Annotated in this window: 26 protein-coding genes; 17 read left to right on the top strand and 9 right to left on the bottom strand. The window is 72.2% G+C overall.

All coding sequences use genetic code 11. The annotated features are described in order from the left end of the window. Positions 1 to 249 precede the first annotated feature (249 nt). The 6 genes from AB0761_RS17260 (at position 250) to AB0761_RS17235 (ending at position 6,153) form a co-directional block, all read left to right on the top strand. Positions 250 to 1,446, top strand: a complete 1,197-nt coding sequence (locus AB0761_RS17260) for an MFS transporter (protein WP_377269932.1) — start codon at positions 250 to 252, stop codon at positions 1,444 to 1,446. A 24-nt stretch (positions 1,447 to 1,470) separates the two neighbouring features. After that, entirely contained in the window at positions 1,471 to 2,721 is a 1,251-nt protein-coding gene (locus AB0761_RS17255; protein WP_377269931.1) for an acetoin utilization protein AcuC, read from the top strand. Positions 2,722 to 3,138: 417 nt separating this feature from the next. Beyond that, positions 3,139 to 3,348: a helix-turn-helix domain-containing protein gene (locus AB0761_RS17250; RefSeq protein WP_055590626.1), complete on the top strand. Its 210-nt coding sequence runs from the start codon at positions 3,139 to 3,141 to the stop codon at positions 3,346 to 3,348. A 176-nt stretch (positions 3,349 to 3,524) separates the two neighbouring features. Then, complete coding sequence (locus AB0761_RS17245) at positions 3,525 to 3,623, top strand: 30S ribosomal protein bS22 (protein ID WP_003948845.1); 99 nt, start codon at positions 3,525 to 3,527, stop codon at positions 3,621 to 3,623. A gap of 224 nt (positions 3,624 to 3,847) precedes the next feature. Next, positions 3,848 to 5,020, top strand: coding sequence for an NAD-dependent epimerase/dehydratase family protein (locus tag AB0761_RS17240; RefSeq protein WP_377269930.1), 1,173 nt, complete (start codon positions 3,848 to 3,850; stop codon positions 5,018 to 5,020). 20 nt (positions 5,021 to 5,040) lie between these two features. Beyond that, a complete protein-coding gene (locus AB0761_RS17235; RefSeq protein WP_377274162.1) occupies positions 5,041 to 6,153 on the top strand; it encodes a lysophospholipid acyltransferase family protein in 1,113 nt (370 codons plus the stop codon). Between the two features lie 100 nt (positions 6,154 to 6,253). Here AB0761_RS17235 and AB0761_RS17230 read toward each other — a convergent pair whose 3' ends face one another. The 3 genes from AB0761_RS17230 to AB0761_RS17220 form a co-directional block, all read right to left on the bottom strand. After that, positions 6,254 to 7,522, bottom strand: a complete 1,269-nt coding sequence (locus AB0761_RS17230; RefSeq protein WP_377269929.1) for a DUF5667 domain-containing protein — start codon at positions 7,520 to 7,522, stop codon at positions 6,254 to 6,256. Between the two features lie 230 nt (positions 7,523 to 7,752). Further along, positions 7,753 to 8,532: an ECF subfamily RNA polymerase sigma factor, BldN family gene (locus tag AB0761_RS17225; protein WP_377269928.1), complete on the bottom strand. Its 780-nt coding sequence runs from the start codon at positions 8,530 to 8,532 to the stop codon at positions 7,753 to 7,755. Between the two features lie 563 nt (positions 8,533 to 9,095). Beyond that, a complete protein-coding gene (locus tag AB0761_RS17220; protein ID WP_377269927.1) occupies positions 9,096 to 10,112 on the bottom strand; it encodes an HAD family hydrolase in 1,017 nt (338 codons plus the stop codon). Between the two features lie 190 nt (positions 10,113 to 10,302). Between AB0761_RS17220 and AB0761_RS17215 the strand changes: the two genes are divergently transcribed. The 7 genes from AB0761_RS17215 to hemB all read left to right on the top strand — a co-directional run bounded on the left by AB0761_RS17215 (position 10,303) and on the right by hemB (position 17,472). Then, positions 10,303 to 10,581, top strand: a complete 279-nt coding sequence (locus tag AB0761_RS17215) for a glutaredoxin family protein (protein WP_377269925.1) — start codon at positions 10,303 to 10,305, stop codon at positions 10,579 to 10,581. A 103-nt stretch (positions 10,582 to 10,684) separates the two neighbouring features. Continuing rightward, positions 10,685 to 11,425, top strand: a complete 741-nt coding sequence (locus tag AB0761_RS17210) for an exonuclease domain-containing protein (RefSeq protein WP_377269924.1) — start codon at positions 10,685 to 10,687, stop codon at positions 11,423 to 11,425. A 101-nt stretch (positions 11,426 to 11,526) separates the two neighbouring features. Next, the gene (locus AB0761_RS17205; RefSeq protein ID WP_377269923.1) at positions 11,527 to 12,318 is read left to right on the top strand and encodes a redox-sensing transcriptional repressor Rex; all 792 of its coding nucleotides are present in this window, start codon (positions 11,527 to 11,529) and stop codon (positions 12,316 to 12,318) included. Further along, complete coding sequence (locus tag AB0761_RS17200) at positions 12,315 to 13,679, top strand: glutamyl-tRNA reductase (RefSeq protein WP_377269922.1); 1,365 nt, start codon at positions 12,315 to 12,317, stop codon at positions 13,677 to 13,679. The genes AB0761_RS17205 and AB0761_RS17200 overlap by 4 nt, the downstream gene beginning before the upstream one ends. 41 nt (positions 13,680 to 13,720) lie before the next feature. Beyond that, a complete protein-coding gene (hemC, locus tag AB0761_RS17195; protein ID WP_377269921.1) occupies positions 13,721 to 14,749 on the top strand; it encodes a hydroxymethylbilane synthase in 1,029 nt (342 codons plus the stop codon). Beyond that, on the top strand, positions 14,746 to 16,449 hold the full coding sequence (locus AB0761_RS17190; protein ID WP_377269920.1) for a uroporphyrinogen-III synthase: 1,704 nt from the start codon (positions 14,746 to 14,748) through the stop codon (positions 16,447 to 16,449). Before hemC ends, AB0761_RS17190 begins: the two co-directional genes overlap by 4 nt. A gap of 39 nt (positions 16,450 to 16,488) precedes the next feature. After that, entirely contained in the window at positions 16,489 to 17,472 is a 984-nt protein-coding gene (gene hemB, locus AB0761_RS17185; RefSeq protein ID WP_377269919.1) for a porphobilinogen synthase, read from the top strand. A gap of 72 nt (positions 17,473 to 17,544) precedes the next feature. On the opposite strand, the gene AB0761_RS17180 is transcribed toward hemB, so the two are convergent. The 3 genes from AB0761_RS17180 to AB0761_RS17170 form a co-directional block, all read right to left on the bottom strand. Next, positions 17,545 to 17,967 (bottom strand): hypothetical protein, encoded by a 423-nt coding sequence (locus tag AB0761_RS17180; protein ID WP_377269918.1) that lies wholly within the window; start codon positions 17,965 to 17,967, stop codon positions 17,545 to 17,547. An 87-nt stretch (positions 17,968 to 18,054) separates the two neighbouring features. Beyond that, a complete protein-coding gene (locus tag AB0761_RS17175; RefSeq protein WP_377269917.1) occupies positions 18,055 to 18,420 on the bottom strand; it encodes a chaplin in 366 nt (121 codons plus the stop codon). Positions 18,421 to 18,490: 70 nt separating this feature from the next. After that, entirely contained in the window at positions 18,491 to 18,733 is a 243-nt protein-coding gene (locus AB0761_RS17170) for a chaplin (protein WP_377269916.1), read from the bottom strand. Positions 18,734 to 19,329: 596 nt separating this feature from the next. Between AB0761_RS17170 and AB0761_RS17165 the strand changes: the two genes are divergently transcribed. Both AB0761_RS17165 and AB0761_RS17160 read left to right on the top strand, forming a co-directional pair. Beyond that, on the top strand, positions 19,330 to 19,575 hold the full coding sequence (locus tag AB0761_RS17165; protein ID WP_377269915.1) for a chaplin: 246 nt from the start codon (positions 19,330 to 19,332) through the stop codon (positions 19,573 to 19,575). A 229-nt stretch (positions 19,576 to 19,804) separates the two neighbouring features. Next, entirely contained in the window at positions 19,805 to 21,469 is a 1,665-nt protein-coding gene (locus AB0761_RS17160) for a cellulose binding domain-containing protein (RefSeq protein WP_377269914.1), read from the top strand. A gap of 115 nt (positions 21,470 to 21,584) precedes the next feature. Here the strand turns inward: AB0761_RS17160 and AB0761_RS17155 are convergent, their stop codons facing one another. The 3 genes from AB0761_RS17155 to AB0761_RS17145 all read right to left on the bottom strand — a co-directional run bounded on the left by AB0761_RS17155 (position 21,585) and on the right by AB0761_RS17145 (position 23,878). Beyond that, positions 21,585 to 22,307 (bottom strand): leucine-rich repeat domain-containing protein, encoded by a 723-nt coding sequence (locus tag AB0761_RS17155; protein WP_377269913.1) that lies wholly within the window; start codon positions 22,305 to 22,307, stop codon positions 21,585 to 21,587. A 48-nt stretch (positions 22,308 to 22,355) separates the two neighbouring features. After that, positions 22,356 to 22,937: an O-methyltransferase gene (locus AB0761_RS17150; RefSeq protein ID WP_377269912.1), complete on the bottom strand. Its 582-nt coding sequence runs from the start codon at positions 22,935 to 22,937 to the stop codon at positions 22,356 to 22,358. 314 nt (positions 22,938 to 23,251) lie between these two features. Next, positions 23,252 to 23,878, bottom strand: coding sequence for a hypothetical protein (locus AB0761_RS17145; protein ID WP_377269911.1), 627 nt, complete (start codon positions 23,876 to 23,878; stop codon positions 23,252 to 23,254). A 135-nt stretch (positions 23,879 to 24,013) separates the two neighbouring features. Between AB0761_RS17145 and hemL the strand changes: the two genes are divergently transcribed. Continuing rightward, positions 24,014 to 25,345, top strand: coding sequence for a glutamate-1-semialdehyde 2,1-aminomutase (gene hemL / locus AB0761_RS17140; protein WP_377269910.1), 1,332 nt, complete (start codon positions 24,014 to 24,016; stop codon positions 25,343 to 25,345). A gap of 83 nt (positions 25,346 to 25,428) precedes the next feature. Continuing rightward, on the top strand, positions 25,429 to 26,076 hold the full coding sequence (locus tag AB0761_RS17135) for a histidine phosphatase family protein (protein WP_377274160.1): 648 nt from the start codon (positions 25,429 to 25,431) through the stop codon (positions 26,074 to 26,076). Positions 26,077 to 26,161 lie beyond the last annotated feature (85 nt).

The following is a 26,161-nucleotide window of genomic DNA, read 5'->3' as shown; positions in this document are numbered from 1 at the left end:
TCCTCATCTCTCCCGAGGGGGCCGACATCCACGGCACTCACTCTCACCGTAAGCAGCCAAGGGCGCAAAACATGGCAACTCACCTGAATGGCGTCAGAACGGATGGCGCCCCCTCAGCAGTCGAAAACCGTTGCGATCACCTTGGCGGCACCCCCTCCCGAAGTCGGGCCCCAGGCCCTACGCTCGCGCCAGCACTCATACCCACCAGTAGCCGAGCGGTCCTCAGTCGACCGGACAGGGGGCGCCGCCATGGAGGTCACCGGACGGCTCCGGCAGGCACGCGCAGCGCTGCTGGTCAGCTTTCTCTGCCAGGGCGTGGCCTTCGCCCTGCTGGTCACCCGCATCCCGGCCATCCAGCACCGGTACGGCGTCAGCGACGCGCTGCTGCCGGCCTTCCTCGCCGCCGTGCCGGTGCTCGCCGGGGTCGGTTCCATCGCCTCCGAGCACGTGGTCCGGCGCACCTCGGCCCGTGCGGTGCTGCGCACCGTGCAGCCATTGGTGTGCCTCTCCCTGGTGGGCGTCGGAGCGGGTGACTCCGTGTGGCAACTGGCCCTGTCGCTGGCGGCCTTCGGACTGATGGTCGGCGCCCTGGACGCCTCCATGAACATGCTGGGCGTAGGCCTCCAGCACCGCTACGGCCGCTCCATCATGCTGGGCTTCCACGCCGCCTTCAGCCTGGGCGGCATCGTGGGCGCCTCACTGGCCTGGGCCGGGGCGCACTGGCATCTCACCCTGCTCACCCTCTTCGGCTGCACCGCGGCGGTGCTGATCCCGGTGTCGCTCGCCGCGTCGCTGCGCTACGCGGGGCCGCAGGAGCTGGCCGGGGCCGAGCAGGCGGCCGCCGAGGCCGCGGGCCGCTCCATACCCTGGCGTCCGCTGCTGCCGCTCTGCTTCGCCATGGCCGCGGCGTACATCGCCGACGCCACGGTCTCCAACTGGAGCGCCAAGTACCTCCAGGACACCCTGCACAGCTCCGAGGAGCTGGCCACGGTCCCCTACAACGCCTACATGGTCACCATGCTGCTGGGCCGGGCCCTGGGCGACGCCGGGGTGCAGCGCTGGGGCGCGGTCGCGGTGGTACGCGCCGGGGTGGTGCTCTCCGCCCTCGGTTTCGCGGTGGCGGCGGTCGCCCCGGAACCCTGGACCGGCATCCTCGGTTTCACCCTGCTGGGGGTCGGCCTGTGCGCCATCGTGCCGCAGGTCTTCGCCGCGGGCGGCCGCCGTTTCCCGGAGGCCTCGGACGCCGCGGTGGCCCGGCTCAACCTGTTCAACTACGTCGGCTTCCTGATCGGCTCCCCGCTGGTCGGCGCCGTCGGCGACGCCGGCTCCTACCGGGTCGCCCTGGCCGTGCCGATGATCCTGGTGCTCACAGTGCTGGTGGTCTCCCGCACCTTCTCGCCGACCGTGCAGCCGGTGCCCGCCGCCGTGCCCAGCGAAGTGGGCTGATCCCGCTCCGCTACCGTGGCGGCCATGTCCGACGCCGTCCCCGCCGCCCAGCCCCGCCTGTCCCCCTGCGGGCTCCGCCTGCAGTGGGACGAGGACGTCACCGCCTACGACTTCGGTCCGGGCCACCCCATGGACCCGGTACGGCTCGCCCTCACCATGCGGCTGGTGGAGGCCTTCGGCCTCCCCACCGCACCCGGTGTCACCCTCGCCGCCGCACCCCCGGCGGGGGACTCCACCCTGCGCCTGGTGCACGACCAGGCGTACATCGACGCCGTACGCGACACCGCCGAGCACTGGAAGGACCCCGCCCGCCACGAGGTGCGGCGCGGCCTGGGAACCGAGGACAACCCGGCGTTCCCGGGGATGCACACCGCCTCCGCGCTGATCGCCGGCCAGTCGGTCGCCGCCGCCGAGGCGGTCTGGCCGGCGGCAGGCGCCCCCGCCGACCGGCCCCGGCCCCTGCACGCCGTCAACTTCGCCGGCGGGCTGCACCATGCCATGCCGGACCGGGCCTCGGGCTTCTGCGTCTACAACGACGCGGCCCTGGCCATCGCCCGGCTGCTGGAGCTGGGTGCCGAGCGGGTCGCCTATGTGGACATCGATGTGCACCACGGCGACGGAGTGCAGCAGATCTTCTGGAACGACCCCCGGGTGCTCACCGTCTCGCTGCACGAGACCCCCGCCACGCTCTTCCCGCAGACCGGCTGGGTGAGTGAGACCGGCGGTCCGGACGCCCCCGGCAGCGCCGTCAATGTGCCGCTGCCGCCCGGCACCGGGGACACCGGCTGGCTGCGCGCCTTCCACGCCACCGTGCCCGAGCTGCTCGCCGCCTTCCGTCCCCAGGTGCTGGTCTCCCAGCACGGCGCGGACACCCACGCCGAGGACCCGCTGGCCCATCTCGCGGTGTCACTGGACGCCCAGCGCGCCCTGGCGGTCTCCCTGCACGACCTCGCCCACCGGCACGCCGACGGCCGCTGGGTCGCACTGGGCGGCGGCGGATACGAGGTGGTGGAGGTGGTGCCCAGGATCTGGACCCATCTGACCGCCGTGGCCGCCGGCCGCCCCATCGACCCGGAGTCCGACACCCCGCCCGAGTGGCGCGCCGAGGTCTACCGCCGCACCCGCCGCCAGGCACCGCTGCGGATGACCGACGGCCGGCACCCCGTGCTCTGGCCGGACTTCGCGGAGAGCGGCTACGACCCGGCCGACCGGCTTGACCAGGCGATCCTGGCGGCCCGCCGGGAGTGCTTCCCCCTCCACGGCCTGCTGCCCTGAGTGCCGCGAGCCGACCGCCGTGCCGCACCCTGGCCGTGCCGCACCCTGGCCGTGCCGCACCCTGGCCCTGCCGCACCGGAGGTGTCCTGACGGCTCGCCGGCGCGCGCAGGCCGGACCGGCGCGCCGACCGGCGCATCGGCAGGCGCGCCCAGCCGCCGAATGCGCCCCCAGTGCTTCGGTGAGCACGGCGCGGGCCGCCCCGGCACCCATGGATGTCGACACGCTGCGCAACCGCACTGCTACCAGCCGTGGAGCGGTCACCTCATGCAATCGGCGGTGCCGCGACGGTAGCGAAGCCCCGGTATACCCCTCTTCCCACCCGTACCACCCGCAACTACTCTGGGGATACGCGTGCGCTGGCTTCAGTCACCGGAGGGGAAGCCGGTGCTCAGGGCATGCGAAAGGTCGGTGCTGACATGGCTTCTGGCGAGAGGCCTCTCAACGAGGTCAACTTCTTGACCGTGGCAGAGGTGGCCGCGGTGATGCGAGTGTCCAAGATGACCGTGTACCGATTGGTGCACAGCGGGGAGCTGCCCGCCATCCGGGTGGGCCGCTCCTTCAGGGTCCCCGAGCAGGCGGTCCACGACTATCTCCGAGAGTCCTACGTGGGGCGCGAGACCGCGTAGGAGGCCCGAGGCGCAGCGCATCCGGCTCAGCGGAAGGACCTGGCGCACCGCGTGTGTGCGACTCGATTACGGCGCGCGCGGTGCGGCAGGTAGGCTAGGGCTTCCGTCAGTCGTATTCGGACTCCAGAGCACCGCGCCGCGGTCGCGAGAGAGTCCCAGTGAGCGAGGGTTGTTCCGTGGGCTCTGTCATCAAGAAGCGCCGCAAGCGTATGGCCAAGAAGAAGCACCGCAAGCTGCTGAAGCGGACGCGTGTGCAGCGGCGCAACAAGAAGTAACAGCGCCCCGATCCACCGGACGCCCGCCCCGACCACGGTCGGGGCGGGCGTCGGCGCATTCCGGACCGCCCCCGGACACCCTCCGCTGTCATAGGATCACCCAGGCGTCATGCCGCCGACCGGGGTGATCGCGGCCACACGCTCATGCCGGGACATTGCCCGGCAACAACAAAGCGATACGGTGCGAGGACGGGCAGCGTTTTTCGGACGGGAGGGCTGGCGCCTTGGGGAAGGTCGTGCTCGTCACCGGAGTGGCCCGCCAGTTGGGGGCCCGGTTTGTCAGGGCGATCCGTCAGGAGCCCGATGTCGACCTGGTGGTCGGTGTCGACCTCCAGCCGCCCGTGCACGACCCGGATCCGCTTCAGGGCCCGGACCGGGCCGGCGCCGAGGGCAGGCGGGACCACGTCGCCGACTATGTCTTCGTGCGTGCCGACATCCGGCGGCCCGCGGTGGCGCGGGTGATCGCCGAGTACTCGGTGGACACCGTGGTCCATATGCATGTGAGCGCCACCCTGCTGGGGTCCGGCGGCCGGGGCACGGTCAAGGAGACCAACGTCATCGGCACCATGCAGCTGCTGGGCGCCTGTCAGAAGTCCCCCACCGTGCAGCGGCTGGTGGTCAAGTCCACTACCAGCGTCTACGGCTCCGCCCCTCGCGACCCCGCGGTCTTCTCCGAGCGGATGCAGCCCAGGGCGCTGCCCTCCGGCGGCTTCGCCAAGGACGCGGTCGAGGTCGAGGGCTATGTCCGCGGGTTCGCCCGCCGCCGCCCGGATGTGGCCGTCAGTGTGCTGAGGTTCGCCAACATCATCGGCCCCGCGGCGGACACCCCGCTCGCCGAGTACTTCTCGCTGCCGGTGCTGCCGACCGCGCTGGGTTACGACCCCCGCCTCCAGTTCGTCCACGAGGACGACGCGGTGGAGGTGCTGCGGCTCGCCTCCCTCGACGCCCGCCGCGGCACCACCAACAGTGGCACCTTCAACGTCGCGGGCGAGGGGGTACTGCTGCTCTCCCAGTGCGCCCGCAGGCTCGGCCGCCCCACCGTGCCGCTGCTGCTGCCGGCCATCAACTGGGTGGCCGGACTGGTGCGGCAGACCCGGATAGCGGACTTCTCACCGGAGCAGATCCGGCTGCTGACCCATGGCCGGGTGGTGGATGTGACGCAGCTTCACGAGACCTTCGGCTACCGCCCCCGCCGCACCACGGCCGAGGCCTTCGCCGACTTCGCCGCACATCGCGCACCCGGGCTGCTCCCGCCGGAGCGGCTCACCGTCGTCGCCGACCGGCTGGCCGGGCTGCTGCCCCCGGCCGGACGCTCGCACACCACGCAGCCGATGCCGCCGGGGCCCCTGGACCAGGCCGCTCCGGCGCCGGGCACATTGGAGCTGGACCTGCGATGAGCACCGCGAGGGAGTACCCCATGGGCGACGCCAAGGTCATCCCGATCGACTCCGCCCGCGGTGGCAGTGCGGCGCAGTCCTCCGGGGAGGAGACCGGGGGCCGTACCGGCGGCCGGCGGCAGTCGCCGCTGTCGGCGCTGCCCTCCCCGCCGCGGGGGGGCTCCCGGCGCGGTCCGGCCTCGCCGGCCGAGGAGGCCCCTGACCGGACGGCGGTCGTGGCCGGCCGGATCGCCGACTCGGTGGGCCAGGCCCTGGCCGGGCCGCTGGGCGGTGTCGCACAGCGACTGCTGGGCCGGGGCTGGGAGGGCCGGGCCGCCAACGGGCTGTCGTTTCTGCGCCGCCGGATCACCGGTGACTACGAGGTGGACGAGTTCGGCTTCGACCGGGAGCTCACCGAGGAGGTCTTCCTCTCACTGCTGCGCCCGCTCGCCGAGAAATACTTCAGGGTGGAGGTCCGCGGCGTCGAGAACATCCCCGCGGAGGGCGGGGTGCTGATCGTCGCCAACCACTCCGGTGTGGTGCCGCTGGACGCGCTGATGACCCATGTGGCCATCCACGACCACCACCCGGCGCACCGCCATCTGCGGATGCTCGCCGCCGACCTGGTGTTTGTGCTCCCCGGGGTCAATGAGCTGGCCCGCAAGGCCGGCCACACCCTGGCGTGCAACGAGGACGCACAGCGGCTGCTGGAGCGCGGCGAGGTGGTGGGCGTCTGGCCGGAGGGCTTCAAGGGCATCGGCAAGCCCTTCGGCGAGCGGTACAAGCTGCAGCGGTTCGGCCGGGGCGGCTTTGTGGCGTCCGCGCTGCGTGCGCAGGTGCCGATCGTGCCCTGCTCGATCGTGGGGGCCGAGGAGACCTATCCCATGATCGGCAACGCCAAGACCCTGGCCAGGCTGCTGGGCCTGCCCTATGTGCCGATCACCCCCACCTTCCCCTGGCTGGGGCCGCTGGGGGCGGTTCCGCTGCCCACCAAGTGGACGATTCAGTTCGGTGCGCCGATCGCCACCGACACCCACCCGCCGGAGTCCGCCGACGACCCGATGCTGGTCTTCAATCTGACCGACGAGGTACGGGAGACCATCCAGCACACCCTCTACCGGCTGCTGGTGCAGCGTCGCTCGGTCTTCTTCTGAGGAGACCCCGCCGGGCGAGCCGACGGGGGCGAGCCGAGGGGAACAGGCCGACGGGCCGCCGCCCGCGTGGTGCGGGCGGCGGCCCGTTGCCGCTGCAGGGTCAGCCCAGGTTGAGCCCCAGGCCCGGGAGCAGACCGGGGATCAGCGGAGGGACGGTGATACCGGGCTTGCCACTGGGGGAGGGGCTTCCCGCGGTGGTGGAGCCCGCCGTGGCGGTGCCGGTGCTGCCGGGCGTGGTGCCCCGGCCGGTGAGCCCGCCCGTGAGGCCGTCCACCAGACCGCCCACCCCGCCCGCCGGGGTGGAGCCGGGGGTCGGGGAGTCGGAGGGACCGGTCGGTGTGGCGCCGCTGGATGCGCGAGGTGATGCACCGTTGTCGTCGCCGGGTGCCTGGGTGTCCTGGGCGGTGCTGCTGCTGCCCGTACCGCTGCCGCCCCGGTGGTCGCCGTCGCCCGCCTTGCCGTTCCCGTCGCCGCCCTGTCGGGACGGGTCGAGGAAGTGCAGTGGCGCGACGTCCGCCGTTATGTCGTCGAGCAGCTGGGTCACCTGGGAGGCGACCGGGGCCAGCTGCTGGGGCAGCTGCCGCCGGAGTGCGGGCCACTGGTCGTCCTGGGAGCGGGCGAAGACGGCGAGCCTGCGCATCGGATCCAGCGACCCGTTGGAGCGGTAGACCGACCAGAGCAGCCTGCGGCCGCTGGTCCCCTCCGTATGCATGTCGGCCAGCGCCTTGCGGATCTGCTCCACGGTGGCCGGGCTGAGGATCGCCGAGGAGCCGCCGGCGCCGCCGGAGCGGACCACCAGCTGACGGGCCTCGGCCATCCGGGTGGAGGCCTGGTCCAGCAGCAGCGCACCGCGCTCGCTGTCGGATCCGGCCCAGTCCAGCTGCCAGCCCTCCAGGCTGCGCTTCATGCCGTACAGCGCATCGCCGGGCAGCGCCCCGGTGCTGGCCATCGCCACCCCGGCGAAGCCGCCCACGGCGATCCCGGCGGCCAGGCCGCCGGCCGCGAGCCGGCGGCCCCAGCGGGTGCGTGGCCGCAGCCGGGACGCGGCGCCGCCGACGGCCGCGGCCGCCCGATGGGCGCCGCGGCGCTGGGCGGGGACACCGGGTCCGTTGCCCTCGGCGACGGCCTGCTCGAAGGCGGCCACCAGCCGGGCCCGCTGCACCGTGCGCACCTCGGGGTCGAGGGCCGGTGCCGGGACCGCATGGGCGGCCAGTACATCACTGGTGGCCAGCAGTTCCGCCATGGCGGTGGAGTGGCCGCGGGCAGGGGCGTCGTCGACGCCTCCGTTCCGCCGGTCGGCGCTCTGGTGCGCCGTCAACGCCTCGGCGAAGGCCTTCGCCCGCCGGTGCTCAAGCACATTCGCTGTCACGGGTCGCACCTCCTCTCGTCGTTGTCGACACCCCGGCCGGTCGGACAGTTGCCCTCCGCCGCCCCGAACCACCCGTAGAGTGAGGCACCTCCGGGGCTGCCGATCGCGTCCGGAGGGAGACCGGACGGCCGGACGCCGCCCCGGTGGGTGCTTGCACGCTGGGCAACGAGCAGTGGCGGGCGTCGGTTACGCACGCCTGATCATGTGACCGCCGATTCATCCTGCCGTGGTCACCGGGCGTCGCTGGGCAGCAGCCGGGCCAGGGTGCGCACGGCCCGGTACTGGAGGGTCTTGATGGCGCCCTCGTTCTTGCCCATCATCCGTGCGGTCTCGGCCACCGAGAGGCCCTGCAGGAAGCGCAGCGTCACACACTCCCGCTGCTGGGGGTTGAGTTTGCGCACCGCCTCCAGCAGCGCCGCGTTGGAGAGCGACTCCAGCACCGACTCCTCGGGGCTGCGCTCGACCTCGTTGGCGTCGAGCATCTCCCCGGTGGTCACCTCCAGCCGGAAGCGGCTGGACTTGAAGTGGTCGGCCACCAGGTTGCGGGCGATGGTCACCAGCCAGGCGCCGAAGTCCCGGCCCTGCCAGGTGAAGGTGGAGATCCGCCGCAGGGCGCGCAGGAAGGTCTCACTGGTGAGGTCCTCGGCGGTGGCCCTGCCGCCGACGCGGTAGTAGATGTAGCGGTAGACCGTGTCGGAGTAGTGGTCGTAGAGCCTGCCGAAGGCCTCGCTCTCACCGGCCTGGGCCCGCTCGACCAGCTCCATCACCGGGTTGTGCTCCGATTCGGCCGGGGCCTGGCGGGAGCGGTGGCCGGGAGCCGTCCGCGGGCCCGGTGCGGTGCGGGCGCGGGTGCCGGGGGCGGTGCCGCTGCGGAGAGCGGTGCCGGCGGGCAGCAGCACCGGGGTGGCGGGGAGCAGCTGGTCCCGGACCAGGGTGCGCAGCAGGTCCAGCCCGGTGGCTCCGCAGGCGTCGTAGGGAGCGGGCGCGTCGTTCCGGACGTGTGGGTACACGGGACTCCCAGTGGCAGAACTGTATGCGTGCAGTGCGGGACCGCTCACCCACCGTGGTGACGTATGGGCTCCGGCGTGCGTCTGACGAGGATAACGCTTTGTGCAAGCACCGCTACACGGTGTCGTCAAAGTGGTCGCTTGAGTCTCTTCTGTTGCAGCCTGGTAGCTGAAAGTGTTCAGAGAGTCCGACAGGTGAGCGTCCTTCGGTGATTCGAAGTGAACGCTGGGTGACCGAATTTTTTGGCGAACGGGCGGCTTTCCCCGCTTCTCGGCGGTGTAACCCCCGAATTTCCGGCCTCGGTGAGCGATCGGATCCGGTCACGCCGTCGCGCCCGCAACCCTGCATCGACCTTTGATGTGCGGGGGTGGGTGGACGGAACGGTCGGAGACGCGGCGGGCCGCCTGGGCGGCCGGGTGCTCCGGCAGCCGCCCGGGCGCGCCGGGCCGGGCACGGGAGGCCGGGCACGGGGGCCCCGGCTCCTGCTGGGAAGGGCCGGGCGCAGACGGCCGGGTACGGCGCCGTCCGGCCGGGCGGGCAGCCCGCCGCTGTGCGGCCGTGCGGGTCAGCGGCGCCTGCGGTAGAGAGCCAGCGCGGCCGCGGTGCCGCCCGCGGCGGCGCCCAGGCCGGCCGCGGCGGGGATGCCGACCTTGGCGGCCTTGCGGCCGGTCCGGAAGTCCCTGACCCGCCACCCCTCGGCCCGGGCGTGGCGGCGCAGCGCGGTGTCCGGGTTGATCACATAGGGGTACCCCACCAGCGACAGCATCGGGATGTCATTGGACGAGTCGCTGTACGCCGCGCAGCGCTCCAGCTCCAGGCCCTCCCGCCGGGCCAGCGCCCGCACCGCCGCGGCCTTGGCCGGGCCGTGCAGGGGCTCGCCCACCAGCCTGCCGGTGTAGACGCCGTCGACCGCCTCCGCGACGGTGCCCAGCGCGCCGGTCATGCCGAGCCGCCGGGCGATGATCCGCGCCGCCTCCTGCGGGGCGGCGGTCACCAGCCAGGTCCGCTGGCCCGCGTCCAGGTGCATCTGCACCAGTGCGCGGGTGCCGGGCCAGATCTTGTCGGCCATGACCTCTTCGAAGATCTCCTCGCAGATCACCTCGAGGTCGTCGACCCGCTTGCCCTCCACTATCCCCAGCGCGGTGTCCTGGGCCTCGGCCATGTGGCCCGGGTCCTCCGCGCCGTGCAGCCGGAACCAGGCCTGCTGCCAGACGAAGCGGGCCACGTCGCGGTGGGTGAAGAACTGCCGCTTGTAGAGGCCGAGGCCCAGATAGAAGATCGCGGCGCCCTGCAGCAGGGTGTTGTCGCAGTCGAAGAAGGCGGCCGCGCGCGGATCGCCCGCGGCGGGCGGCTGCTCGGCCGTCCGGTCGGCGCCGGGACCGGGCTTCTCGGCCCTCGTCCCCTTCTCCCGGTCCAGGAAGGGCAGCCCGCGCCGCCGCGCCGGCGCATCGGCGGAATCCTGCCGCTGCCGCTCGTCGGCGGTCGCGGCGGAGTGCGCCGCATCGGCGGCGGCCTCGCCTGCCAGCACGGTCCGCTCGGTGACGGATCGCTTCCTGTGGGTGAGCCTTCGCAGCGCAGCCATAGGGCGAGCATAGCCAGACAGACCGGGCAGACCGTGTCGCGGAGGTGCAGGCCGGGTCAACAGCGCGCGTCGGCGGTGTTACGCAGGTGGTGGGGCGGTTGCCGCCGTGGGGCGGGGTGGTGAAGGACACATCGCGCGAGGTGCCCCACGACGGCTGTGCCCACGCCTCGCCCGGGAGCAGAATGGCCGGGTGAGTCCACTGCTGCGCCGAACCGAACGGCCCGACCCCGCAGACCGCACCGTGACCCTGGTCGGCAAGCCGGGCTGCCATCTGTGCGACGAGGCCCGGGAGGTGATCCGCCGGGTCACCGGCGAACTCGGCGCCGCCTTCGAGGAGCTGGACATCACCCGGGACGAGGAGCTGTACCGCCAGTACTGGGAGCAGATCCCGGTCACCCTGATCGACGGACGCCAGCACGACTTCTGGCGGGTCGACGAGAAACGACTGCGCAGCGCACTGGTTCGCTGACCCGCCGTGCAGGTCTCGCCGTCGGCTTGTCGAATGTCCAGTTCGTCGGCTTACCATCTTAGGGTTTTAGGCCAATCGGGGGGTCGACCGGAGGAGAGAACCCGTGCTGCTCGGCCGACTCCAGGGGGCGTCCACCGCACCCCGCCCGGAGGCGGCCGCCACGACCCGCACCGCCGCGACCGGATATGCGGTGGTGGACGTGGAGGCCACCGGGCGCAGCCCGTGGCGGCACCGGGTGGTGGAGGTCGGGGTCGTCGTACTGGACCGCTTCCTGCGGGCCGAGGCCGAGTTCACCACGCTGCTGGACCCCGGCGGTCCGGTGGGCCCCACCCATGTGCACCGGATCACCCAGGACGAGGTGGCGGGCGCCCCCCGCTTCGGCGAGGTCGCCCCGCACCTGCTGGAGCTGCTGTCGGGCCGGCTGCTGGTGGGCCACCACGTCAGCTGCGACCATGCGTTCCTGGAGCGCGAGTTCGCCCGCATCGGCGTGGCGCTGCCCCCGGTCCCCACCCTGTGCACCATGCGGCTGGCCCGCGACCGCCTGCCCGCCGCGGGCGGCTTCGGCCTGCGTGCCTGTGCGGAGGCGGCCGGGCTGCCCCCGTACGCGGCGCACACCGCGCTGGGCGACGCCCGCACCACGGCGGATCTGCTGCGGCACTGCGCCTCCGGGCACCCCGGTCGCGCCACCCGCAGCGAGGAGTGGACGCGAGCGCTGCGCGAGGCGACTGTGCTGGACTGGCCGAGCCTGGCGCCGGGCTCCGCACCGCTGCTGCGCCGCCGTGCCGGGCGGGCGAACGCCCCGGCGCCGCTCCCGGTTCCGGGCCCGTCGGGAGGTGCGGCGTGATGCGCGTCACTGTTCGGGGACAAATCGGACACCATCTTTGTGCACACGTTCACAAACGCATAGCCTGGCTGCCAAAGCCCAGCTTCACCCTCGGGAGCATCGTGGCAACTGGCCGACCCACACACCCTGCCGACCGGGGCCGCCCGGCCAACCGTGGCCGAGGCATCCCGGAGGCCACGGTTGCGCGGCTGCCGCTCTATCTGCGCGCGCTGACCGCGCTCTCGGAGCGCTCCGTACCCACGGTCTCCTCCGAGGAGCTCGCCGCCGCCGCCGGAGTGAACTCCGCCAAGCTGCGGAAGGACTTCTCCTACCTCGGCTCCTACGGGACCCGCGGGGTCGGCTACGACGTCGAGTACCTCGTGTACCAGATCTCCCGCGAGCTGGGCCTCACCCAGGACTGGCCCGTGGTGATCGTCGGTATCGGAAATCTGGGCCATGCGCTGGCCAACTACGGAGGCTTCGCGTCCCGCGGCTTCCGGGTGGCGGCGCTGCTGGACGCCGACCCCGCCGTGGTGGGCTCCAGCGCGGCGGGCCTCCCGGTCCGCCACATGGACGAGCTGGAGCAGATCGCAGAGGAGGAGCAGGTGTCGATCGGCGTCATCACCACGCCTCCCGGCGCCGCCCAGCAGGTCTGCGACCGGCTGGTCGCGGCGGGGGTCACCTCCATTCTGAACTTCGCCCCCACCGTGCTGTCGGTCCCCGACGGCGTGGACGTGCGCAAGGTCGACCTCTCCATAGAGCTGCAGATCCTGGCCTTCCACGAGCAGCGCAAGTCGGGCGAGGACGGTGCGGAGCAGTCCGTCACCGGGCCCACGCCCAAGGCCGCCACCAAGCTGCGCCGAGCCCCGTCGTCCGGGACGGACGGGGAGTTCCCCGCCGTGATGCCGGCATGAGCCTCCTCGTCGTCGGACTCAGCCACCGCACCACACCCGTCGGGGTCCTGGAGCGGGCCGCCCTCACCGGTGACGCCCGCCCCCGGCTGCTGCACGCCTCGGCCGCCTCCGCCACCGTCGCCGAGGCCGCCCTGCTGTCCACCTGCAACCGGATCGAGCTCTACGCCGACGTGGACAAGTTCCACGCCGGGGTCGCCGAGCTCTCCGGTCTGCTCGCCGAGCACAGCGGCGTCAGCCTGGAGGAACTCACCGCGCACCTCTATGTCCACTACGAGGACCGCGCCGTGCACCATCTCTTCTCGGTGGCGTGCGGGCTGGACTCGATGGTGGTCGGCGAGGGCCAGATCCTCGGGCAGATCCGCGATGCCCTCTCGCTCGCGCAGGAGGAGCACACCGCTGCCCGCGGCCTCAATGAGCTCTTCCAGCAGGCACTGCGGGTCGGCAAGCGCGCCCACAGCGAGACCGGCATCGACAAGGCCGGCCAGTCACTGGTCACCTTCGGCCTGGAGCAGGTCGCCGCCGCCATCGGCCCGGTCGCCGGCAAGCGGGTCCTGGTGGTCGGCGCCGGCTCGATGAGCTCGCTCGCCGCCGCGACCCTGGACCGCGCCGGCGTCGCCGACCTGGCGATCGCCAACCGCACCCCGGAGCGTGCCGAGCGGCTCGCCGCGGGCCTGGGCGCCCGTACGGTCCCCTTCGACAAGGTCGCCGAGGCGATGGCCGACGCCGATCTGGTGGTCTCCTGCACCGGAGCCGCCGGGCTGGTCATCGACGCCGGGCAGGTACGCGCCGCCGTACGCGCCCGGGGCGCCCTCGACGGCGCGGGTCCGCTGGCGCTGCTGGACCTCGCGATGCCGCGCGATGTGGACGCCGAGGTGCACAGCGTGCCCGGTGCCCACCTGGTCGACATCGAGAGCCTCGCCGCGGCCGCCGCCGACCGCCACGGCGCGGTCGACGTCGACGCGGTGCGCGGCATCGTGGCGCACGAGGTCGAGGCCTTCGGCGCCGCCCAGCGCGCCGCCCGGATCACCCCGACCGTGGTCGCGCTGCGCACCATGGCCTCGGATGTGGTGCTGAGCGAGCTGGAGCGGCTGGACGGCCGGCTCCCCGATCTCGACCCGCGCTCCCGCGCCGAGATCGCGCAGACCGTACGCAGGGTCGTCGACAAGCTGCTGCACGCCCCGACCGTACGGGTCAAGCAGCTGGCCGGAGAGCCGGGCGGGGCGAACTACGCCGAGGCGCTGCGGGAGCTCTTCGATCTTGACCCATCGGCCGTCGAGGCCGTGTCGGGCGCCCCGAAGCAGGCGGCCGGACCGCGGGCCGCCGGGGCGCAGGTCGCTGCCGCGAGGGGCGACGTCCGATGAACCACCACCCAGGCAACCAGCACGACCGGGACGATCATGTCATGAATGGTCAACTTCGCACTACCCCAGGCGAGTTGAAGCAGAAGACGCTGAGGCTGGGCACCCGCCGCAGCGCACTGGCGACGGCCCAGTCGGGCATGGTCGCCGAGCAGGTCGCCGAGCTCACCGGCCACCCCGTCGAGCTGGTGGAGATCACCACCTACGGGGACACCTCCCGTGAGCACCTGGCGCAGATCGGCGGCACCGGGGTCTTTGTCTCCGCCCTCCGCGACGCCCTGCTCGACGGCCGGATCGACCTCGCCGTGCACTCCCTCAAGGATCTGCCCACCGCGGATCCGGCCGGTCTGCTGCTCGCCGCGGTCCCCCAGCGCGAGGACGCCCGCGACGCTCTGGTCGCCCGCGACGGCCTCACCCTGGAGGAGCTCGTCGAGAAGTGCGTCGCCCACGGCGACGGCCGCCCGGCCCGGATAGGCACCGGCGCACCGCGCCGCATGGCGCAGCTCAACGCCTACGCCGCGGCACACGGCCTGGCCGTCGAGACCGTCCCGATCCGCGGCAATGTCGACACCCGCATCGGCTATGTCCACTCGGGCGAGCTCGACGCCGTCGTCCTGGCCGCGGCCGGCCTCAGCCGCCTCGGCCGCCTCTCCGAGGCCACCCAGCTGCTCGGGTTCGACCTGATGCTGCCCGCCCCCGGCCAGGGGGCGCTGGCGGTGGAGTGCGCCGCGCACGACACGCGGCTCGCCGCCGCCCTTGCCGCGCTCGACCACCGGCCCACCCGGGCCGCGGTCACCGCGGAGCGAGCCCTGCTCGCCGCCCTGGAGGCCGGCTGCTCCGCCCCCGTGGGCGCGCTGGCCACCGTGCTCGGGACCGACGGTCCTGCCACCGAACTGCGGCTGGAGGGTGTGGTCGGCACCCCCGACGGGACCACCCTGCTGCAGATGTCCACCACCGGTCCGATCGCTCTGGACGAGACCTTCGAGCAGCAGGCGGCGGCCCTCGGCCGCGACCTCGCCGCCCGGATGCTCGCCCGGGGCGCGGCCGGTCTGATGGGGGAGCGAGACCTGTGAGCCCCACCGCCAACACCGACGCCAACGGTCTTCGCAAGGCCGTTCCCAGCGGATCCGCCGGACGCTGCACCTTCCTCGGCGCCGGGCCGGGAGACCCCGGGCTGCTGACCCTCCGTGCGGTCGAGGTGCTGGCGTCGGCCGACGTCCTGGTCGCCGACCCGCTCACCGCGGCAGCCGTGCGCACCCACTGCCCCGAGGGCGTCGAGGTGTACACACCCGGCGGCACCGCGGGCGACGCCGACCCGGTGGACGCCACCGCGGACACCGCCGACTGGGGCGCCGCCGCGCTGGCCAAGGTGGTCTCCACCGCCGTCAAGGCCGGCAAGCACGTGGTCCGCACCGTCGACGGCGACCCCGGCCTGGACGGCCGGGCCGCCGAGGAGATGCTGGTCTGCGCCAAGGACCGGATCCCCTTCGAGGTCGTCCCCGGCGTCGCCCAGTCGGTCGGCGTGCCCGCGTACGCCGGAGTGCCGCTGCGCGGCACCCGTGGGGCCGACGTCCGCTTCGTGGACGCCGCCACCCTGGACCCGCAGGGCTGGACCGACCTGGGCGGCAGCGACGCCACCCTGGTGGTCCGCACCACCCTGGGCCAGCTGCCGGCCGCCGCGACCGCCCTGGTCGCCCAGGGCCGCAAGCCGGACTCCGCCCTCTGCGCCACCCTCGGCGGCACCACCACCCGGCAGCGCACCTTCACCGCGACGCTGGCCACCATCGCCGCCGAGCTGAAGAGCGCCAAGGTGCTGCCCTCCCCGGTCTCCGCACCGGTCGACCCGCAGACCCCGGTGATAGCCGTGGTGGGCGAGCAGGTCTCGATGCGCGACTCGCTCTCCTGGTTCGAGACCAAGCCGCTCTTCGGCTGGAACGTCCTGGTCCCCCGGACCAAGGACCAGGCGGCCTCGCTCTCCGACCAGCTGCGCTCCTACGGCGCGGTCCCGCAGGAGGTGCCCACCATCGCGGTGGAGCCGCCGCGCACCCCGCAGCAGATGGAGCGGGCCATCAAGGGCCTGGTCACCGGCCGCTACGAGTGGATCGCCTTCACCTCGGTCAACGCCGTGCGTGCGGTCCGCGAGAAGTTCGAGGAGTACGGGCTGGACGCCCGTGCCTTCGCCGGGATCAAGGTCGCCGCGGTCGGCGAGACCACCGCGCAGTCCCTGATCGACTTCGGCGTCAAGCCGGACCTGATGCCGTCCGGTGAGCAGTCCGCCGCCGGACTGCTGGAGGACTGGCCGCCGTACGACCCGGTCTTCGACCCGATCGACAGGGTGCTGCTGCCCCGTGCCGACATCGCCACCGAGACTCTGGTGGCCGGACTCATCGACCTGGGCTGGGAGGTGGACGACGTCACGGCCTACCGCACCGTGCGCGCCTCGCCGCCGCCCGCCGAGACCCGGGAGGCGATCAAGGGCGGCGGCTTCGACGCAGTGCTCTTCACCTCCTCCTCCACCGTGCGGAACCTGGTCGGCATCGCCGGCAAGCCGCACAATGTCACCGTCATCGCCTGCATCGGCCCCGCCACCGCCAAGACCGCCGAGGAGCACGGCCTGCGGGTCGACGTGCTCTCCCCGGCGCCCTCGGCCGCGGCGCTCGCCGAGGCTCTGGCCGAGTTCGGAGCGGCCCGCCGCGACGCCGCCCTGGAGGCCGGCGAGCAGGTGTACCGGCCGAGCGAGCGCCGTCCGGGCTCCCGCAGGAAGGCCCGCTGATGGGCCCGCGAAGGGCCCGCTGAAAGGCAGTCACACGCCATGACCGGTTTCCCCCTCCACCGCCCCCGCCGACTGCGCACCACCCCCGCGGTGCGCCGCCTGGTCGCCGAGACCCGGCTGCACCCGGCTCAGCTGATCCTCCCCGCCTTCGTGCGGGAGGGCATCAGCGAGCCGGTGCCGATCAGCTCCATGCCCGGCGTCGTCCAGCACACCCGCGACACCCTGCGCAAGGCGGCGGTGGAGGCGGCGGAGGCGGGGATCGGCGGCATCATGCTGTTCGGCGTCCCGGCCGTGCAGGACGCCGTCGGCTCCGAGGGCACCAACCCTGACGGCATCCTCCAGCAGGCGATCCGCGATGTGGTTGCCGAGGTCGGCGACCGGCTGGTGGTCATGTCCGACCTCTGCCTGGACGAGTTCACCGACCACGGCCACTGCGGGGTGCTGGCGCCCGACGGCAGCGTGGACAACGACGCCACCCTGGAGCGCTACGCCGAGATGGCCGTGGTCCAGGCCGACGCCGGGGTCCACATGGTCGGCCCGTCCGGGATGATGGACGGTCAGATCGGTGTGGTCCGGGAGGCGCTGGACGGCGCCGGACACCAGGACGTCGCGGTGCTCGCCTACACCGCCAAGTACGCCTCCGGCTTCTTCGGCCCCTTCCGGGAGGCGGTGGGCTCCTCGCTCAAGGGCGACCGCAAGAGCTACCAGCAGGACCCGGCCAACGCCCGTGAGGCACTGCGCGAGCTGGAGCTGGACCTCGCCGAGGGCGCCGACCTGGTGATGGTCAAGCCCGCCATGGCCTACCTGGACATCCTGCGGCAGGTGGCCGACGCCTCCCCGGTGCCGGTCGCCGCGTACCAGGTCTCCGGTGAGTACGCGATGGTGGAGGCCGCCGCCGCCAACGGCTGGATCGAACGCGAACGCGTGATCATGGAGACCCTGACCTCCATCCAGCGGGCCGGCGCCGAGCAGATCCTCACCTACTGGGCCGTCGAGGCCGCCCGCACCCTGCGGCAGCAGTGACCGCTGACGCCCGAGGGGCCGGCTCCCGTGCTGGGAGTCGGCCCCTCGGGCGTCAGCCGGTCCTGCCGGGGGTCAGCCCCGCAACAGGCCGAAGACCTGGCCGAGCACCGGCAGGTCCTTCAGGCCGCCGCCGCCGCTCAGCGGCGCGGTCAGCGGAAGGGTGCTGAGCGCCCCGGTGGCGCCGTTGGGGGTCTTGGGCTGCACGGCGACGCCGTTGGTGAGCGGGTCCGCCCCCGAGTTCGCCCACGGGTCCAGTCGCAGGTCCGTGACCGGACGCAGTGCGGTGCCCGTGGTCTTGGTCAGGGTGCCCAGCGCCGCCTTGGTGTCCAGCGGCTGCAGCGCCGCCTCCGGTGCCCGGGTCGCACCGGTCGGCGCTGCGGAGCCGACCGGCAGCGCTTCGGCGGCGACGGCGGGCGTCTGCACGGCCAGCGCGCCGAGTACGGCGGCTCCGGCGGCGGCCACGGCGCGGCCTCCCGCACGGGACAGGATCTTCATGGCTGTTGTCCTCTCCGGGTACTGATTATGGCGCTGCCCCTCGGGCTCTCGGGCTCCGAGGGGCAGCGCCTGAAGGTTCCGACTGGGTCAGCGGTCGCCACCGAAGTCGTTGCCACGGCCGTGGAAGCCGCCGCCGCCACCCTGCGAGCCGCCACCGGCGTTCTCGCCACCGAACTCGTGGCCACGGCTGATGTGACGGGTGAAGTCGCCCGCGGCGTTGATGCAGGTGTTGCCGAACGCCGGGTTGAGGATGCCGACCAGGTTGAGCGAGTTGCCGCAGACGTTGACCGGGATGGAGACCGGAACCTGGACGACGTTGCCGGAGACGACACCCGGGCTGCCGACCGCGGCGGCCTCGGCGTCGGCACCCTGGGCGGCGGCGGCGGCGGCGCCGCCCACGATCACACCGAGGGAGGCGGCGGAGACAAAAACGGCCTTCTTGATGTTGCGCATGGAAAAATCTCCTGGATCAGGTGGGATTACCGCCCGCGCCGGGGGCCGGACGGAGAACTCGGGGGCTGGGTCAGCCGACGTTGGCGCAGGTGTTGCCGAACGTCGGGTTGAGCAGCGCCAGAATGTTGATGCCGTTGCCGCACAGGTTGATCGGAATGTTGATCGGAACCTGGATCACGTTGCCGGACAGCACACCGGGGGATCCGACCGCTGCCGCCTCGGCGTTGCTGCTGGCAGACGCCGCGGTGGCACCGGCCAGAATCATTCCGGAGGCCGCGACCGTAACAACGGCAGCCTTCTTGAAAGATCGCATGGTGGGAATTCCTCCGTCTTTCTGCCCGACCGTACGACGGCGGGCGACATACGAACGAGAATGCACCCCCCTGGGATGCGGGTTTTTCGCTGTGATCACCCTTGCGGCCCAATAGGGCGATGCTCCGCCAAGGCGCAAGCAGGGATGATCGGACGATCACACGCCGTCCCCAGAGAAGTTTGGGCACATGCTGCGATGCCTCGCATGTCGAGGCGGTCCTGCGGGTGGAGATCCACCTCTTCGGGAGCGGATCGATGGGACGTCAGCTGGCAGTGCGGACGCCCGTCCGGGCCTTGGTGTGCTTCGTCAGCGGCTTATTGACGGACAGTTCGGCAAGGGCCGATCTGACGGTGTGGTGCATGACTTGGTCTCTCCCGAGGTGGTGAATCAAGGACCTCGGGCTGAAGAACGAGCCATCGGCCGCCGGGGAACGGCCGGTGCCCCGGCGATCACCCGGATGGGCGGCAGTGCGGCGCCGATTGCTGCCTGCGAGTGAATCGGCGACCTCGGGCATGCCTTTGCCGGGAAGGCGTCGTTGCTCAGAGGGAACGCCCAGTGCGTCCGGTTCGACATACAAGAGCACTAAGGAGATACCAATGAACGCGCCCAAGAAGGCGGCTGCCGCTTCCCTTGCCGCCGTCGGCCTGATCGCTGCGGGTGCGGGTTCCGCCATGGCGAGCTCGAACGCCGGGGCTGCCGCGATCGGCTCGCCCGGTGTTGTCTCCGGCAACGTTGTCCAGATGCCGGTCAACATCCCGGTCAACGTCTGCGGCAACACCGTCAACATCTTCCTCGCTGCCGTCAACCCGGCCTTCGGCAACACCTGCGTCAACGCCGGCTGACCGACTGCTGCGAGCCGCCGTCATCCGCCGACCTCCCAGGGCGGCTGACGGCGGTTCTCTGCTGTCCCGGTGCCGCCGTGGCGCCGGGCGCATTTCTGTCGTGTCCATTGACGCCGACCCGGGCTGGTGCTTCCATCGTCACCGCCCTGGAGCAACGGCCGTGTTGCGGCCGCTCCGGTATCCGCGGATCGCGTGAGCCGGCTCCCCACCACCCCGGGAAGGTTGTGCCATGCCCGCGATACGTTGTCTGACAACGTTGTCTTCGAGAACTCCCGTCGTCGGTCCCAGGAATCTGCTGACCCTCCTGGTGGCCGCGCTGCTGGCGGTGGCCGGAGTGGCCGCTCTCCGGCCGGACGCCGCCTCGGCCGCCGTGCCCAGCGGCTTTGTCACCCGCTGCGGCATCCACTTCTGCCTGGACGGCCGGACGTACTACGTCGCCGGCGCCAACACCTACGACCTCTTCACCTACGGCAGCGGCTCGGGCGACACCGAGACGCAGTACATGGACAAGTCCAGGATCGACGCCCAGTTCGCCAGTCTGCAGGCCGACAAGGTGGGCGTGGTGCGGCTGTGGATGTTCAGCCATGAGTCCTGGCACGGCTTCGAGCCGTCCAAGGGTGTCTACAACGAGCAGGAGTTCGCCCAGTTCGACTACATCATCCAGTCGGCCAAGGCACACGGAATCAGGCTGCTCCCGGTCTTCGAGAACTACTGGGAGGCCTATGGAGGCATCGACACCCGGTTGTCCTGGGAGGGACTGTCCGGCGGCCAGCCCGGCCGGGCGGCGTTCTTCGACAAGACCCGCTGCCCCGGCTGCTTCACCTCGTACAAGAACTACATCAGCTATGCGCTCAACCGCACCAACCACTACAGCGGGGTCAAGTACAAGGACGACCCGACCATCTTCGCCTGGGAGTTGATGAACGAGCCGCGCTACCAGGACCAGAGCACCGCGGAGAACGCCGGCGGCACCACGCTGCGCGCCTGGGTGGACGAGATGGGCGCCTATGTGAAGTCCATCGACCCCAACCACATGCTGGACGCCGGACTGGAGGGCCACGGCACCAAGTACGGTTTCGGCGGCGACGAGGGCAACCCCTTTGTGTACGTCCAGGAGTCGCCGTACATCGACTTCACCTCCGCTCACCCCTACACCACGGAGGAGTGGGCCAATCTCTCGCTCGACCAGACGAAGGCGCTCATCCGGTCGTGGATCAGCGACTCCCACAATGTGGTCGGCAAGCCTTTCTTCATGGGCGAGTTCAATGTGAAGAACGTCGACCGCTCGACCTGGTGGAGCGGGATCTACTCGGACTTTGAAGCCGCGGACGGCGACGGCAGCGCCTTCTGGTGGTACATGGACCGGCAGGTGGACCCCACCTACGGGGTGATGGCCGGGGCGCCTGAACTGGCGGTGTTCCGGGCGCATTCCGAGCGGATGGCCGCCAAGAGCGGCGGCACCGCGACCACGCCGCCGACCACGCCGCCCCCGACCACGGCGCCCCCGACCACCACGCCCCCGACCACGGCGCCCCCGACCAGCACGCCGCCGACCAGCACGCCCCCGACCTCGACCGGCTGCGTGGTGACCTACAAGCTGTCGGACTGGGGTACCAGCTTCAACGCCGATGTCACGGTCAAGAACAACGGCAGCAGCGCGATCAACGGCTGGACACTGGTCTTCTCCTTCCCCGCGGGCCAGACCATCAACTCCATCTGGAACGCCAAGGCCACCCAGAGCGGCAAGCAGGTCACCGTCACCAACGAGGCCTGGACGGGCAGCATCGCCGCCGGCGCCACGGTGAACTTCGGCCTCAACGGCGGCTCCTCGCCCGGCACCAACGGCGTCCCCACCGCCTTCACCCTGAACGGGGCCGGCTGCTCCCTCGGTTGAGCGGATCCCCACCACCCGGGGAGCCGGCGGATCCTGGCCCGGCGAAACAGCGACTCGGCCGACCACGACAACGGCACCCGTATGTGGAGAGAGGTGCCGGACACCTGAGAGGGCGTCACACAAGAACGGTGCAGCCTCCCCGCGCCAGCTCGGCCAGCAGGCGCGGGGAGGCATCCAGGTCGTTCCACCGCAGATCCAGCTTCTCCAGCGAGGGGAGCCCCACCACCCAGTCGGGCAGCTCGGTGATCCGATTGCTGCGCAGATCCAGCCGCCGCAGCAGGGGCAGTCCGGCCAGCGGTTCCGGCACCCGGGTCAGCGCGTTCTCCCGCAGCTCCAGCTCCCTGAGTTCACGCAGCCCGGCCAGGGACGCGGGCAGCCCGGTCAGGGCGTTGCCGCGCAGCCACAGCTCTCGCAGCCGGCTCAGCCGGCCGACCGACTCCGGCAGTCCGGCCAGCCGGTTGTGCTGGGCCCGCAGTTCGACCAGCCCGGCCATGCCGCCGATCTCCTCCGGGAGCCCGGTCAGCCGGTTGCCGCCCACGTTGAGGTAGCGCAGACCGGACAGCCCGCCGAGTGCGGCGGGCAGCTCCGTCAGCCGGTTGTCGTGCAGATAGAGGCAGTCGGTGAGCGCCGTCAGCAGGCCCAGCTCCTCGGGCACGGCGGTCAGCGCGTTGTGCCCGAGATCCAGTGTCCGCAGCCGGCTCAGCCGACCGATCCCGGCGGGCAGTGCGGTGAGCCCGGTCTCGGCCAGGATCAGCACCTCCAGCTCGGCTGCCGCCTGCCAGACCGCCTCGGGGACGGTCCCCAGGGGCTGCCGCCAGAAGTTCAGCCGTGTGGCCATGCATGCACCGTCCAGGGTTCTGCGACCGGCGCGGGGCCGGTCGGAGGGTCAGCTCGGACTGCGCACCGCCATCAGCAGTCCGCTCGCCCAGTCGAGGCGCACCGTGCGCAGATCCCGGCGGCTCTCCAGCGCGGTCAGCAGCTGCTCCACGGCCGTGAGGTGGCCCGCCGGCCAGCCGGGCTGCGGGCGGAGGTCGTCGACCAGATAGGTCCCCCCGGGTGCGACCAGCTCCAGGGCCTGGTCGAGGTGGGTGAACTTGCCGGGCCAGGTGTCGGCGAAGATCAGGTCGAAGGGTTCGCCGCGGTACTTCTCCAGCCATGTCCCGGCGTCCCCGGTCACCCAGTCCACCCTGGGGTCGTCCGCCAGCTGCTCCCGGGCGACCGTCTGGACGGCTTGGTCGAGCTCCACGGTGACCAGCCGGGAGGCCGGGTCCATCCCGTTCAGCAGCCATGCGGTGCCCTCGCCGGCACCGGTGCCGAGCTCCAGGATCCGGCCGCCGGGACGGGCGCCGGCGAGCACGGTCAGCAGGCTGCCGGTGCGCCCCTCGCAGGACATGGTGAAACCGGCGTCACGGGCGGCGGCGCGAAGCGCGGGCAGGGCGGCCGGGAGCCGGCTCGGGGTGTCGTCCACGGCAGCAGGATGCCCGGGGCGGGTCCGCGGCGCGAGCAGATTTCCGTACAGCGGTGGTCCCTTGGCGCCCCGGCGAGGACCGGCGGACAGCGGGTCAGGGGAGGCCGCGGGCGAGGGGAGCCGACCGGGCTGCCGGGCCCGCCCGGGGCTGCGGCAGCGGGGACGGCGGAGCGGCCCGGCGGAACCGGCGGGCTTGGCGCGGCTGCCCTGCGCCGAGGGTCCGCAGGGCTGACCCGTGGCGCCGTACGGCGGCCGGACGGGACGGGCGGTCTCCCGCCGCCGTCAGGGCCGCGCCGCGGCAGCGGGCGCCCGGGTCAGGGCCAGACCAGGCAGAAGAGCTGGTGGCCCGCGTCATGCAGGCGGTTGGCGAAGTCCTGCCACTCGTGGAGCATCTTGTAGATGACGAAGGCGTCGCGCGGGCCGCGCCGGTCGGGGACGGTGGACCAGATGAAGGCGGCGGCGCCCAGCTCGGTCTCGTCGGCCTTGCGGAGCGGTTCGACCACGCTGGACGGGAGCTGGACCACGGCGTAGTCGGGGTGCAGGACCACCAGCTCCAGGGGCGGGACCTGGTGCAGGGGGACGCCCTTGATGCCGGTGAGGACCATGGCGCTCATGGTCTCCGGCTTGATCTTGGTTGAGAGATGCCGGCCCACGGCGTCCTCGCGCTCGTAGGCGCGCTCCTCCGCCTCGATGCGCTCCTCGGCGCCGATCAGGTCGCCGAGGCGGCCCAGGGTGCCCAGCTCCCCGGCGTCGAGCCCGAGTCCGTCGCGGCCGAGTGCGGTGGGCACACGGGCGGCCGTGGCACGGTCGGGCGCGCCGAAGTACTTGTAGGTCACCCCCACGCGGCCACCACCTCCCCTTCCTCTCCCCGCCGAATCGGCGGCCCTCCGGGAGGGCCCCGCAGTCCCCTCGGAGTCGTCACGCTCGGACACTCGGACCATCCTCACCGGAATACGCCGAAACCGACAGACTAGGCGCTGCGGCCCGCCCGCTCAGCGGTACCGCAAGATGCACCCCGATCATCGTTCCAGATGATCGGGCAGGACATGCCGGTGGGGAGGACACGATTTGAGACCATGTCCTGTGTGAGCTACCCCTACGAAGCCCCAGTGTCCCAGACGTGGTTCGAGCGCGCCTCCATCGTCACCCCAGGCGGGGTCAACTCGCCGGTGCGTGCCTTCAAGGCCGTGGGCGGTACGCCCCGGTTCATGGTGTCCGGTACCGGTCCGTACCTCACCGACGCCGACGGTCGGCAGTATGTCGACCTGGTCTGCTCGTGGGGACCGATGATTCTCGGCCATTCCCACCCCGCCGTTCAGGAGGCCGTGCAGGCGGCCGTCGCCCGCGGCACCTCCTTCGGCACCCCCGGGCAGGGGGAGGTGGAGCTCGCCGAGGAGATCGTGGCGCGGGTCACACCGGTCGAGCAGGTACGCCTGGTGTCGTCGGGCACCGAGGCGACCATGTCGGCGATCCGGTTGGCGCGCGGTTTCACCGGGCGGGCCAAGGTCGTCAAGTTCGCGGGCTGCTACCACGGTCATGTTGACGCGCTGCTGGCCGCCGCCGGTTCAGGTGTGGCGACTTTTGGTCTTCCGGACACTCCGGGAGTCACCGGGGCGCAGGCCGGCGACACCGTCGTGCTGCCCTACAACGACCTGGACGCGGTGCGCGCCGCCTTCGCCGCCCACCCGGGCGAGATCGCCTGTGTGATCACCGAGGCGTCCCCCGGCAACATGGGCGTGGTGCCGCCGCTGCCCGGCTTCAACCAGGGCCTCGCCCGGCTCTGCCGGGAGAACGGGGCGTTGTTCGTCTCCGACGAGGTGATGACCGGCTTCCGGGTGTCCAGGGCGGGCTGGTACGGCCTGGAGGCGGCCCACGAGGGCTGGGCACCGGACCTGCTGACCTTCGGCAAGGTCATGGGCGGCGGATTCCCGGCCGCGGCCTTCGGCGGCCGGGCCGAGGTGATGGCCCAGCTGGCCCCGGCCGGTCCGGTCTACCAGGCGGGCACGCTCTCCGGTAACCCGGTCGCCACCGCCGCCGGCCTGACCCAGCTGCGGCACTGCACCGATGAGGTGTACGCCACAGTGGACCGGGTCGCCGCCGAGGTCTCCGGACTGGTCTCCGAGGCGCTCTCCAAGGAGGGCGTGGCGCACCGGGTGCAGACCGCGGGCAATATGTTCTCGGTCTTCTTCACCGATGCGCCGGTCACCGACTACGACGCGGCCAGGGCCCAGGAGGCGTTCCGCTTCACCCCGTTCTTCCACGCCATGCTGGCGCAGGGCGTCTATCTGCCGCCGTCCGCCTTCGAGTCCTGGTTCGTCTCCTCCTCGCACGACACCCAGGCCGTCGAGCGGATCGCGGCGGCGCTGCCGGCGGCGGCCCGCGCCGCAGCCGAGGCACGCCCCGCGTAGTCTCGGACCGGCCTTCCGTACCCCTCCCGTACCCCTAAGGAGCAGCTCAGGTGAGCAGCACAGACGTCACAGTGGTCCACCTCATGCGCCATGGCGAGGTGCACAACCCGGAGGGCGTGCTGTACGGCAGGCTGCCCGACTACCACCTGTCGGAGCTCGGCAAGGAGATGGCCGAGCGGGTGGCCGACCATCTGGCGGGGCGCGACATCACCCATGTCGTGGCCTCGCCGCTGGAGCGCGCCCAGGAGACCGCGGCGCCGATCGCGGCCGCGCACGGCCTCGGCACCGCGGTGGACGAGCGGCTGATCGAGGCGGAGAACATCTTCCAGGGCAAGACCTTCGGCGTCGGCGACGGCTCGCTGAAGAACCCCTCGCACTGGAAGTACCTCACCAACCCCTTCCGCCCGTCCTGGGGTGAGCCGTACATGGAGCAGGTGGTGCGGATGATGGGGGCGCTGGGTGCCGCCAGGGACGCGGCGCGCGGCCATGAGGCGGTGTGCGTCAGCCACCAGCTGCCGATCTGGGTGACCCGCTGCTTTGCGGAGCACCGGCGGCTGTGGCACGACCCGCGCAAGCGGCAGTGCTCGCTGGCGTCGCTGACCAGCTTCACCTACGAGGGCGACCGGATCGTCTCCATCGGTTACAGCGAGCCCGCGCGCGATCTGCTGCCGGCCCACCTCACCGGCAAGGGCGGCAAGAACCAGCCGGTCGGGAAGTCCTTCGGCGCCTGACGCCTCTCCTGCACCCGGCGTACGCCCGGGGGCGCGGGGACCAGAGCGGGCAACCGTCCACCTCCGGAGAGGGACGGGCCGCACT

Source organism: Peterkaempfera podocarpi (assembly GCF_042466665.1).
Lineage (GTDB): Bacteria > Actinomycetota > Actinomycetes > Streptomycetales > Streptomycetaceae > Peterkaempfera > Peterkaempfera podocarpi.
The sequence above is the reverse complement of the archived record's forward strand: the minus strand, read 5'-3'. Positions and strand labels throughout refer to the sequence as shown.